This is a genomic window from Streptomyces sp. NPDC126510, from assembly GCF_040302345.1.
Taxonomy (GTDB): domain Bacteria; phylum Actinomycetota; class Actinomycetes; order Streptomycetales; family Streptomycetaceae; genus Streptomyces.
This window is the reverse complement of sequence record NZ_JBEORR010000070.1, coordinates 1-11,218: the sequence shown is the minus strand read 5'-3', so window position 1 is coordinate 11,218 and position 11,218 is coordinate 1. Positions and strand designations below refer to the sequence as shown.

Annotated in this window: 12 protein-coding genes and 2 pseudogenes; 6 read left to right on the top strand and 8 right to left on the bottom strand. The window is 67.6% G+C overall.

Translation table 11 applies throughout. The annotated features are described in order from the left end of the window. From ABTX60_RS42325 to ABTX60_RS42310, 4 genes are all read left to right on the top strand, one after another. On the top strand, positions 1-230 hold a 230-nt coding region (locus ABTX60_RS42325), incomplete at its 5' end, for a glycoside hydrolase family 48 protein (RefSeq protein WP_352101964.1). A gap of 310 nt (positions 231-540) precedes the next feature. Continuing rightward, positions 541-1,563 (top strand): LacI family DNA-binding transcriptional regulator, encoded by a 1,023-nt coding sequence (locus ABTX60_RS42320; protein ID WP_352101963.1) that lies wholly within the window; start codon positions 541-543, stop codon positions 1,561-1,563. Positions 1,564-1,610: 47 nt separating this feature from the next. After that, positions 1,611-2,207, top strand: coding sequence for a plasmid pRiA4b ORF-3 family protein (locus tag ABTX60_RS42315; RefSeq protein ID WP_352101966.1), 597 nt, complete (start codon positions 1,611-1,613; stop codon positions 2,205-2,207). A 137-nt stretch (positions 2,208-2,344) separates the two neighbouring features. Next, positions 2,345-2,776, top strand: a complete 432-nt coding sequence (locus tag ABTX60_RS42310) for a hypothetical protein (protein ID WP_352101962.1) — start codon at positions 2,345-2,347, stop codon at positions 2,774-2,776. Positions 2,777-3,194: 418 nt separating this feature from the next. Here the strand turns inward: ABTX60_RS42310 and ABTX60_RS42305 are convergent, their stop codons facing one another. Beyond that, positions 3,195-3,569 carry a hypothetical protein gene (locus tag ABTX60_RS42305; protein ID WP_352101961.1) on the bottom strand — a complete coding sequence of 125 codons (375 nt, stop codon included), beginning with the start codon at positions 3,567-3,569 and terminating at the stop codon, positions 3,195-3,197. A gap of 147 nt (positions 3,570-3,716) precedes the next feature. On the opposite strand from ABTX60_RS42305, the gene ABTX60_RS42300 reads away from it, so the two are divergent. After that, positions 3,717-3,923: a DUF8825 domain-containing protein gene (locus tag ABTX60_RS42300; RefSeq protein ID WP_352101960.1), complete on the top strand. Its 207-nt coding sequence runs from the start codon at positions 3,717-3,719 to the stop codon at positions 3,921-3,923. Positions 3,924-4,115: 192 nt separating this feature from the next. Here ABTX60_RS42300 and ABTX60_RS42295 read toward each other — a convergent pair whose 3' ends face one another. From ABTX60_RS42295 to ABTX60_RS42285, 3 genes are all read right to left on the bottom strand, one after another. After that, a complete protein-coding gene (locus ABTX60_RS42295; RefSeq protein ID WP_352101959.1) occupies positions 4,116-4,973 on the bottom strand; it encodes an aldo/keto reductase in 858 nt (285 codons plus the stop codon). After that, positions 4,970-5,404 carry a cupin domain-containing protein gene (locus ABTX60_RS42290; protein WP_352101958.1) on the bottom strand — a complete coding sequence of 145 codons (435 nt, stop codon included), beginning with the start codon at positions 5,402-5,404 and terminating at the stop codon, positions 4,970-4,972. Before ABTX60_RS42290 ends, ABTX60_RS42295 begins: the two co-directional genes overlap by 4 nt. Positions 5,405-5,474: 70 nt before the next feature. Beyond that, positions 5,475-5,795 (bottom strand): carboxymuconolactone decarboxylase family protein, encoded by a 321-nt coding sequence (locus ABTX60_RS42285; RefSeq protein WP_352101957.1) that lies wholly within the window; start codon positions 5,793-5,795, stop codon positions 5,475-5,477. 186 nt (positions 5,796-5,981) lie between these two features. On the opposite strand from ABTX60_RS42285, the gene ABTX60_RS42280 reads away from it, so the two are divergent. After that, positions 5,982-6,869: a helix-turn-helix transcriptional regulator gene (locus ABTX60_RS42280; RefSeq protein ID WP_352101956.1), complete on the top strand. Its 888-nt coding sequence runs from the start codon at positions 5,982-5,984 to the stop codon at positions 6,867-6,869. A gap of 20 nt (positions 6,870-6,889) precedes the next feature. Here the strand turns inward: ABTX60_RS42280 and ABTX60_RS42275 are convergent, their stop codons facing one another. The 4 genes and pseudogenes from ABTX60_RS42275 to ABTX60_RS42260 form a co-directional block, all read right to left on the bottom strand. Continuing rightward, positions 6,890-7,750, bottom strand: a complete 861-nt coding sequence (locus ABTX60_RS42275) for a helix-turn-helix transcriptional regulator (RefSeq protein ID WP_352101955.1) — start codon at positions 7,748-7,750, stop codon at positions 6,890-6,892. Positions 7,751-7,982: 232 nt separating this feature from the next. Continuing rightward, a pseudogene (locus tag ABTX60_RS43390) lies at positions 7,983-8,127 on the bottom strand (IS701 family transposase); the annotation flags it as partial. Between the two features lie 40 nt (positions 8,128-8,167). Beyond that, positions 8,168-9,481: pseudogene (locus ABTX60_RS43385) on the bottom strand (type III PLP-dependent enzyme domain-containing protein). 205 nt (positions 9,482-9,686) lie between these two features. Then, positions 9,687-10,853 carry a helix-turn-helix domain-containing protein gene (locus tag ABTX60_RS42260; RefSeq protein WP_352101965.1) on the bottom strand — a complete coding sequence of 389 codons (1,167 nt, stop codon included), beginning with the start codon at positions 10,851-10,853 and terminating at the stop codon, positions 9,687-9,689. Positions 10,854-11,218: the final 365 nt, after the last annotated feature.

The window sequence follows — 11,218 nt, the reverse complement described above, 5'->3', positions numbered from 1 at the left end:
ACCGGGTGTCCATCCCGAGTGGCTGGACGGGCACGATGCCGAACGGTGACGCGATCAACTCGTCGTCGACGTTCGAGTCGATCCGCTCCTTCTACGAGGACGACCCGGCCTGGTCGAAGATCGAGAGTTATCTCGCGGGCGGTGCGGTCCCGTCGTTCACGTACCACCGGTTCTGGGCTCAGGCGGACATCGCCTTGGCCATGGGCTCGTACGCGGAACTCCTGGAGTAGCCCCTCGCCGAGGATCGCGTACGCGACCCGTCGGAAGGGAGACGGGGTCACCCGGCCGGACGGTCCCCACCCGCACAGGGGGCCGTCCGGCTTCTTCGCACGTCGCTCTGGACGCCGGCTCCAATGGGCCGAGCGGCGCGGCCCGAACTTTCGGGAGCGCTCCCAGTAGCGCGTGCTCTCACTACGTCCTGCTCGACCCCTATCTCTCCGACCCCACGTGTTCTTGGCCGATACAGCATGAGCCATGCGCATAGTCCTCACGCCTGGTTCCACCGGCCCGTAAGATCGGTAACCTCGTGGGGAGGTGGTCATGGGCAGGCGACGCCCCGGCACGCCGACGTTGGAAGAGGTTGCCGCTCGCGCCGGGGTGGGGCGAGGCACGGTCTCGCGCGTCATCAACAACGCCACCGGAGTGAAGGAGTCGACACGGCACGCCGTACAACGTGCCATCGAGGAACTGGGGTACGTCCCGAACAGCGCAGCCCGATCTCTGGCCGGGCGGGGGACCGATGCTGTCGCCCTCGTCCTGACGGAGCCCGACTGGAGACTCTTCGCCGAGCCTTTCTTTTCGGAGATCGTGGGCTCGCTCGGGGACGCGCTGGCGGACACAGGAATGCAGTTGATGCTGACCCTGGTCCGCTCGGGCGCCGAGCGGCAGCGCTTCCTCGAATACGCACGCGGTGGCCGGGTCGACGGAGTGTTGCTGATGTCCGTACATGCGGGAGATCCGCTGCCGGACATGCTTGCCGAGGCGCGGTTGCCGACCGTGATGCTGGGGCGCAGGTCAGGCGACGAGTCCATCAGTTACGTGGACGCCGACAACGTGGGCGGTGCCCGCAGCGCCGTCTCCCACCTACTGGCGAGGGGTCGCAGGTCGATCGCCACCATCACCGGTCCACTGGACATGTACGCCGCCCAATGCCGGTTGCGCGGCTACCAGGACGCGCTGGGGCTGGCGGGCCTGAAGTACCAACAGTCCATGGTCGCCGAGGGAGACTTCACGGAGGACAGCGGGCGCCGTGCCATGGCCGAACTGCTCCAACGGCACCCTGAACTCGACGGCGTTCTCGCCGCGTCGGACACCACGGCGGCGGGGGCCCTGCAGACACTGCGTGCTGCGGGGCGACGAGTTCCCGATGACGTCGCCGTGATCGGCTTCGATGATTTTCCGCTTGCCCAGCGCACCGAGCCGCCCCTGACCACAGTCCGTCAGCCACTGGAGGACATCGGCCGGGCCATGATCCGCATCCTGCTGGAGGATATGGAAGAGCCGTCCGTGGCTTGGCGCCACGTCATCCTCCGTACCGAACTCGTTGTCCGTGCATCGTCCTGAAGATCACCTTGTGGGACTCCCGGCCTCCGATCCGGCGCCGCTTGGAGGTGCCGTCCGGCATCACCTTGCGCGAACTGCACGATGTCATCCAGGCCGCCTTCGGCTGGGAGGACTGCCACCTGTGGGCCTTCGAATGCGGACGGGACAGATGCGGCGCCGCCGACCGTGACCTGGGCATCGGCAATGCCACCTCCAAACAGCTCCGCCAGGTCGCTGCCCACCCCGGCGACCGGCTCCGCAATGCCCAAGACTTCGGCGACGACCGGGAACACGACATCCTCATCGAGGACATCACCGAGCCCGAGCCGCACACCGCCTACCCCCGATGCCTCACCGGTCGCCGAGCCCGCCCGCCCGAGGACTGCGGCGGCATGTGGGGATACGACTACCTCATCGAACACAGACCCCCGCGAGATCAATGCGGCGCTGCACTGGTGCGGGACGACCGAACGCACACAACGTGCGCCCGAGCACACGGGTTGAGGGGTCCTTGCACTAAGTGTGTCCGATCAGGTCGCGTGGTCTGGTTGAGCCGCTCGAGCCTCCATCAGACCCGGAGCGGTTCATGGTTCATGTGTTCAGCCGGCCCATGGCACCGGCCACCCCACCCGGGGCGCTCCGTCCCGACCGGGTCGGCGGCATGAATTCCGAGAAACAGTCGGCAACCTTTTCGCCTCCCGCTGCCACTGAGTAGTGCACCACCGGCTCTCACCATGCGGGCCGACGCCCGCGGAGCAGCGACCGGCACAGACCAGCACACCTTGCGCGTCGGATCCGTTCCATGGGCCTCGACGACTTCCTGAGCTGCCGCATCCCGGGCACGGAGGTCCACCTCGGCATGTCCCGGAAGCTTTTCGCCGCCTGCGAGCGCCTCCACGAGGAGGACCTCGCCATCGCCCGGCGCACCCCAGGACTGCGCGCCGAGGACCAGCCGCCCGCCGACCTGGAACTCAGCGACGAAGCCCAGGAAGAACAGCGACTCACCCAGCGGCGCATCTTCCGCGAACAGCAAGAGGAAGCCCGCCCACGCCTGCGTCCCCTGCTCCGCGACGCCTACGAGCGAGGTGCAGCGAGCGACTGGAGCGACCTTCTCCGTCGTCCCCAGGAACCGGAACTCGACCTGGAGGGTGACGAGAGGCTCCTCGAAGCAGCGACGCCGGAAACCTACGTGGCCGTCAGCCGCTACGACCTGCCCCCCCCCGCACGCGCATAGCTTTCGTTGCGCGACGACCGTGGCGAGGAGATACCTGTGTGGTCGGGTAGCCGGATGTCCCGTGCCACTGGAGTTTGACCGTTTGCCATCGGACTTCGACGGACGCCCGAGTTTGTGTCATCGGAGTTTGATCACCGCAGGTCAGAGGCTTGTCGAGACACCGGAGTCCGCCGCAACGGTCACTGGACCGACGCGTGGGCCGGCCACGTCCCCTGCCCCCTCATCAAAGCTGAAGCCGCGCACGAGCTGGTCGTCGCCGGCCTCCGGGAGAAGGCGCGCCCTCACGCCACCTCTGACATTCAGCACTCCGACCCACTTCCCGCTCTATCTCTACGTGGTCGGGGGCCGTAGGCCCGACTGTTGGGGAGGCCCCGCCTCTGCTCCGGCCAAGAGATCGAGGGGGCGGGGCCGACCTCACCTAAGCGCTGCCTGCCCTCCTGACCTTCACCACGCGGCGGCCACCCTTCTCAGCCTCCAGCTTCTTGATCACCTCGTCAGGGTCCGGGTCGAGCAACTCCACGAGCCGCTCTGCTCCGTGCTTCACGCTGAGCGCATGAGCGAGGTCGACGAGGAGCTTCAGGTCCTCGTCGCTTTTGACCCCTCGCGCCACTGCCATCAGGTGGCGCAGCCGCTCGGGGACCGTGTCATCCGGCCTCACCCCACACCACTGCTCGGCGACCATTTCCGCCACCCTGCGCTCCGGAACTTCCAGCGCCTTGGCCATGCGCGGGTACAGACCTGGCTCCGGCGGGATCTTGATCTCGTTCCACCGCACCTTGTTCCACCAGGTCACAGACGGTTTCATACGATCCGTCAACTGTCGATGATGGCCTCAACGGCCGCGCGCTCCATCGACCGTGTCCCGTAGCACCGGATCACACTACGACCACACCCGTCGGCTCCCACTCGCCGCGCAAATCGAGCACAAGATTGAATTCTCATGCGACAGATTCCATCCGACCTCACCCAGGCCATCGAGGAGTGGCGCACCGTCTACCACCGGCTCGCCACCCAGCCACGCACGTTCCTGCGGCGAAAGCTCATTCGACTGTCGGGTGAGGTGCTGTTCCATTCGCACTGGGAGCAATGGCAGACGACATCTGCCCGATCGGCGCTGCACACAACAGGGCGGGGAGGAAGGAGCTGACCATGTGCGTCACCCCGTACGGGGATGGTGCGCGCGATGTCCCAGCTGCCACCTGACCCGCCCCGGCTCCGGGTGATCCTTGCCCACCTGGATCGGCAGATCACGGAAAACGAGACCGTGGCCATCTACCTGCGGCTGCAGCGGGCCGCCGTACTGGCCGCGCTCGGCGCGCGAGGTAGCGCCCGTCCGGCGTCACTTGCCGCTGTAGACAGGGAAGGCGCTGTGCTCGCCGTAGTCCACGTCGCGCATGTCTCGCAGGGCGTCCATGTCATCGCCGGAGATCTCGAAGTCGACCTCGGCGTTGGACCTCATGTGCTCCGGGTTCGCCGTCTTGGGCAGCGATACAGCCCCCAACTGCAGGGTGTAACGGATGCACAACTGCGGGACGGACACACCGTGTTCCTTGGCCATCGCCTGGACTTCGGCGTTCTTCAGGACCGCTCCGTGTGCGATCGGTGAGTACGCCTCGACGAGGATCTGCTTGCTCTCGCAGTAGTCCAGGAGGTCGGAGGGGGTGTTGCCGGCGTGGACGAGCAGCTGGTTCACATGCGGCACGACGGTCGCGCCCTGGAGGAGATTCTCCAGGTCCTGCTGCTGGAAGTTGGACACCCCGATGGAGCGGATCTTGCCGGCCTGGTGGGCCTCTTCGAGCGCGCGCCATGCCGCGCGGTTGCCTTCGGCGTAGTCGCCGCCGCGGAAGTCGTCCCACGGCTGCGGGCTGTGGATGAGCATCAGGTCGATGTACTCGAGGCCGAGCTTGTGAAGTGACTCGTCGATCGAGGCGACCGCCTGGTCGTAGTCCTTGATCTCGGCTGCGAGTTTCGTCGAGACGAACACCTCGTCGCGGGGTACCGCGGCGGTGCGCACGCCCTCGCCGACGCCGCGCTCGTTGCCGTATGCCTGGGCGGTGTCGATATTGCGATAGCCGATTTCCACGGCTGCGCGGACGGCGTCAGCCGCCTTGTCGTCGTCGATGAACCAGGTACCGAGCCCCAGCTTGGGGATTGCGACGCCGTTGGACAGGGTGTAGGTCTCGTCCAGGATGGTCATGCGTTCGCTCCGTTCCTCGGCAGCGCGCCGTACACCTCGTCGGTGACCGGCTCGAGCCATTCGTTGCTGACGCCTTCGCCCGGCGTGATGAAGGCGACGTGCGAGAACCACGAGTCGGCCTTCGCGCCGTGCCAGTGCTTCGTGCCCGCCGGGACGCGGATCACCGTTCCGGGCTCCATGCTGACGGGATCCTCGCCCTCGGCCTGGAACCAGCCACTGCCCGCCGTGCACAGCAGGATCTGGTCACCGCCGCCGTCCATGCCGTGGTGGATGTGCCAGTTGTTACGGCATCCCGGCTCGAAGGACACGTTGCTGACGGGAACACTCCCCGAGGCGAGCGGAGCCAGGTAGCTCTGGCCGATGAAGTACTGCGCGAAGGCGTCGTTCCTCTCCCCGAGCGGGAAGATCTGGTCGAATCCGTTGCCAGCCATGTTGTTCCTTTGCTTTGGTTCACTACGCCCCGCTGATCGTGCGGGGCCGGTTTGCTCCTCGCGCCGGGGATCAGGCGGAGCGCTCGTCCGCGATCTTCTTCAGCAGGGTGATCGCGGTCATCGCGTTGGGCCATCCGGCGTAGAACGCCAGGTGCGTGATCGCCTCGGACAGCTCCTCCACCGTGAGCCCGTTGTCCAGGGCCACACCCAGGTGATACGGCAGCTGCTCGTTGCGGTAGAGGGCGGCCAGCACACTGACCGTGACCAGGCTGCGGTCCCGCGGGGAGAGCCCGGGGCGCTCCCAAACGTCCTGGAACAGGACTTCGTTGGTGAGCTCGACGAGCTTCGGCGCGATGCCGGCCAGCTCCTGAGGCGCGGACTGCTTTGCCATGGGGTGACTCCCTGTGACGGAACGAACGCGAGGATGCGGTCTTGCTCGCTGTCGGCCAGCCGGGACCGGACCACATCCGCTGCCACCATCGAGGGAACCGCGGCTCACAGCCTTACGGAAGGCACTGCTGGTACAGGTACTCACAGGGCCCCCCAGCTCTGCTGCACCCCGCCTAACCTGATCTGCATGGACACCGCCCACGAGATCCGACAGTTCCTCGCCACCCGCCGCGCCAAGATCACTCCCCAGCAGGCAGGCCTGCCCGCCTTCGGCGGCGGCAACCGCAGAGTGCCCGGGCTGCGCCGCGAGGAGGTCGCCATGCTCGCCGGTGTCAGCATCGACTACTACGCCCGTCTGGAGCGCGGCCAGCTCGCCGGCGCCTCGGAAGAGGTCCTCGACGCCCTCAGCCAGGCCCTCCAGCTCGACGACGCCGAACGCGCCCACCTCCGCGACCTGGCCGCCGCCCAGCGCCACCGTCCGCCCCGCCGCACCGCCCGCAAGCACAAGGCCGCCGTCCCGGCCAGCCTCGTCCGCGTCCTGGACTCCATGACCAACGCCCCGGCCTTCATCCGCAACGGCCGACTCGACATCCTCGCCGTCAACCCGCTCGGACGTGCCCTCTACGCCCCCCTGTTCACCGGCTCAGCTCGCCCCGTCAACATCGCCCGTTTCCAGTTCCTCGACCCCACCAGCCGCGACTTCTTCCCCGACTGGAACGCCTCCGTCAACACCACCGTCTCCCTGCTGCGCACCGAAGCCGGCCGAGCCCCCGGCGACCCCGAGCTGACTGGGCTGATCGGTGAACTCGTCACCCGCAGCGACGAGTTCCGCGCAGCCTGGGCCAAGCACAACGTGCGCCTGCACCACACCGGCCGCAAGTCCTTCCGCCACCCGGCCATCGGCGAGATCACCCTCGACTTCGACGCCATGGAACTGCCCGCACAGCCCGGCCTCACCCTGACCGCCTACGGCGCCGAACCCGGGACCCCGGACCACGACGCCCTGCAGCTGCTCGCCTCCTGGGCCGCCACCGAAGAGGAACAGACCCACCACGAGGACCCCGCTCGTTCCTGACCAGGGCACACGACAGCAAGTCAGCCCAGCGGCACAAGCGTCGGATGCGCATCGGCCCAGTCGGACAACTGCCGCACCCGCTGCTCGCACTCACTGCCCGGATCCGGCGTCAGGACCGACAGCATCAGGTCCGGCCGCCCCGGCAGCGTCAGCGTCTCGAACGGCAGGCTCAGCCGTCCCACCGCGGGATGCTCGTACTCCTTCACCCCGCTCCAGTGCAGCCGCACGTCGTGGTCGCGCCAGCATCGGGCGAACGGCTCGCTGGCCGCCGACAGCTCTTGCACCAGGTCTTTCATGCCCTGATCGTCGGGCATCATCCCGGCTCCGGTTCGCAGCAGAGCGACCGTATTGCGGATCGACGTCTCCCAGTCATAGAAGAATGACCGAGCCGCAGGATCGAGGAACTTGAACCGCGCGATGTTCGTCGGACCGGCCGACGCCGCCCCGAGCAGTGGTGCGTACAGGGCGTAGCCGAGGTGATTGGCCGCGACCAGGTCCAGCCGCCGGTTCCACACAAACGCGGGCGCCGATCCCATCGCATCCAGCACCCGCTGGACACCCTCCGGTACACCGTCCTCTCCCGCTGCGAGCCCCCCGCCACCGCTCGCACGTGCAAGAGCGAAAAGGTGGGACCGTTCCGCCTCATCAAGGTGCAGCGCATCGGCCACCGCATCCAACACGGAATCCGAAGCCCCTGCTAGTCGGCCGCGCTCCAGACGCACGTAGTAGTCGACGCTCACGCCGGCCAGCAGCGCGACCTCCTCCCTGCGCAGCCCCGGAACCCTGCGGTGGGTTCCCAGCGCAGGCAACCCCACTTGCTGCGGCGACACTCGGCCCCGCCGCGACACCAGAAAGTCCCTGATCTCCTTCTGCCTGTCCACCCCACCACTTTAGACACCACAAGCCCCACCGTCGCTCATCAGCCGACAGGATCGACGGGTGGTTCGAGCCGGAAGCTCAGCGATCTTCAACCTTCGCTCTCGACCGAGCCGGTAGGCCAGATCGTGAAAATGCCGGACGGCAACGCCGATGAACAGTCGCTCAACCTCATTGAAGTCCGGCCCAGCCTTCTCGCTCGGGAATGCCTCAACCACCTGGAGGCGACGCTCAAGCATCCGCACGGAATTTGCCCCTCCGGTGGCACTTCGGCCGAGCAGGCCACTGCGAGCACGTATCGCATGCCGCGAGCCTCCAGAGCGAACCGCGGTTTCGGGTTGTCGCGGTAGACCTCGTCGCCGATCACTCGGCGGACGCGGTGTGCGTGATGAGGAAAGAACACGGCGCGTTGCCAAAGTGGATTATCGGCTCGCTCGGGTGAGGAGGTCGTCGATGGTCTGGGCGGAACGGAGCAGTTCGAACCGGGGGTCTCCGTCCCCGTCGGTACGGACGCCGTAGACGGCGGGTTCGGGCAGGGTATTGAAGTGGTAGGGGGCGGAGAAGCAATAGGCGCCGGTGTCGAGGATCGCCACGACGTCGCCCGGGCGAGTGCGGGCAGGGGACGGGCTCGGGCGATCAGATCTCCCGCGAAGCAGAGGGGACCCGCGATGTCCTGAACCACCAGTGGTCCGGTCTTGGCGGCGCCGGTGGGGTGGTGTGCGGTGACACGTAGGGGCCAGGAGTCGGGCTGGAAGACGGTGCGGGCGGCGACCTGGGCGCCGGCGTGGGTGATCGCGATCGGGCGTTGCCCGGAAGTTTTGGTGTACTCGACGTAGGCGGCGGTGAATCCGTTCTTGGAGAGCAGGGAGTGCCCAAACTCGAAACTCGGTAACGACCTCGTATCCGCCGGTGAACAAGGCCGGCGCGTGTTCACGCAGCCGGGCCACGTAGGCGTCGAAGCCGGGGCCCGTGTCGTCGCTGTCGAAGTCGACCGGGAGCCCGCCGCCGATATCGATGCCGATGACCTGTCGCCGGCCGAGTTCGGCGCTGATTTTCTCAGCGAAGGCGACAGTCTTCGCTATGCCCTGGGCGATCAGGTCGAGCGGGCAGCCCTGTGATCCAACGTGCGCATGCACCCAGGTCAGGGAGGGATGCTCCCGGTACGCCTTCAGGAGCCGCTGCATGTTGCCGTCGTCCTCCAGCGCGATGCCGAACTTGGACGTTGCGGTCGCGGTGCTGCTCGCTGCGATAGAGCCGGCGCCGACCTGGGGGTTGATGCGTACGCCGATCCGCGAGGTCGATGATCGGGAGGCGAGGACGTCGCTGATGCGATCCAGCTCCTGGAAGTTGTCCGCGTTCACCGTGACGCCCAACTCCAGGGCCTGGAGGAGCTCAGCGCGGGTCTTCGCCGGCGAGTCGAAGACGATCTGTTCCGGCGTGAAGCCGGCGGCCAAGGCCTGGGCGAGTTCCCCGGCGCTGGCCACCTCGCAGCCCATGCCGAGTCCCCGAAGCTCCGCAAGCAGGGGCACGAGCGGGTTTGCCTTCGCCGCGAACGCGTGCAGCACGGCCACCGAATCCGGGAAGGCCTGTTGAAGCGCGGCGACGCTGTCGGCGACGCCGTCGAGGTCGACGAACCCCGCCAGCAACGCCCCGTCGGGGTCGATGAGCCGCTGTCGTATCGCGGCGCTGAGGATGCGTTCTCGTCGCTGTGCTGCTGCCTGGGATCCGGTCACCATGCACCTTCCGGGTCGTCGAAGTGAGTACCCGGGCACACTGGGCGCACAGATCCCAGGCTGCCGTGCTTGTGAGGTCGCGTCTTCGACCCCGCGCCCATACTTCTCGGTGGCGAGAGACGCCCGCGGACAAGAAGCCGCGAGTGACCGGTTCTGCGTTGTGCCGGAGCACGAAGCCGACCCGTCGCGGTGGTGTGCGGCGACATCCTCAGCCGTTGTCGGCGTTGTCGTGACGCATGAGGCGCAGCTGCAGCTGGGCCAGGAGCCGCGCATCGGGATCGTCCAGATCGATACCGCACACCTCACGTACCCGCCGGATGCGATAGCGGAAAGTGTTGGGGTGGACGCCCAGCGCCCGGGCTGCAGCTGGTACGTCTGAGAAATGGTCGAGGTAGGAGCGCAAAGTGTCGATCAGGGCGCCGCCGTGCTCAGCATCGTAGGCCGCCAGACGCGTCACCGGCAGCTCCACCGGCAGCGACACCTCGCGCAGCGTGTCCACGATGTGCAGCATCGACACCGCCTCTGCGACCTCTCCCACCCGTGCGACGGCACGGGAGCCATCGCGGGACAGCAGTGCTCGCAGAGCCAGGTCGGCTGTCCGCCGGGATTCAGCCGCCTGGTGCAGGTTCGCCGAGACCTCCCCGAGACCGACGCAGACCTGCGTGGCGATGGCCGCCGACAGCTGGCCGACAAGGGCCTCACCGAGCCGCGCCACCTGCGCCGCAGCGCGCTGCGCGTCCGGCGCCAGGTCGCCCAGCAGCACCAGCACACCACCGACGACCGTCATCACGACCGCCTCATACCCGTGCGCGGCACACGCGACGGCCACCAAGTCCGGTACACGGTCTTCGTTCCGACCGCCGCGTGGTCCGGACACGGCGTGCACCGCCAGAACCGCGCATCGGCCTTCGACCGGCAGCGCGGTGCGTGCCGCGAGCGCCTCGGCGGACCCTGATCCCTCCAGCAGCGCCCGCGCCGCCTGCTGGACCGCCTGTAGCTGCCCCGCCCCGCGGGAACGGTGATGGAGCAAATGCGGTGCGGCTGCACGCGCAGCCGCACGTAGGTTGTCTGCGGCCGTCTCCGGCAACGGTCGCCCGGCGGCCGCCACCCAGATCGTTCCCAATGCCTCTCCACCCGCGGTGACCGCAACGACCAACCGCTCGGGCAGATCTTCTTCAGCCGGACGACGCACTACATCCCCCGACCCCCACAGCAACCGGAAGAAGCCGGTCTCCCGCAGCTCGGCAACCGCCGCATCCGGCGCTCGGCGACCGAGGATGGTCCGCCGACGCATGTCGTCCACATCCTCATCCGTGGACGAGTAGGCGAGCACCCGTGACTGCAGGTCCTCGATCGTCACCGCCCCGCCGACCATCACCGCCACGGCATCTGCCAACCCCAGGGGGTGCGAAAGAGCACGGCCACACCCGCATCCGCGGCAGCCGAACGCACCACCGGACAGGACTGGCCAGGACGGTTCGGGCCGAGGACCACTGCCACCGCTCCCAGCCGGCCGGCTGCCCGGATGACGTCAACAGCAGCACTCGACTGTGGCTCCACCCCGACCGCCAGCAGAACCTGTCCCGGCATCACCGTCGGCTCCACCACATCCCACACGACCACGCCCTGCACAGACACTTTCAGCCCTAAAGGGTGTTGCAGAAGGCTTGGCGGCGGGCATGGCTGGGTGATGGCTGACCTGCTGTTTCACCCTGCCATGGCGAGGTTGTGCATGGTGGC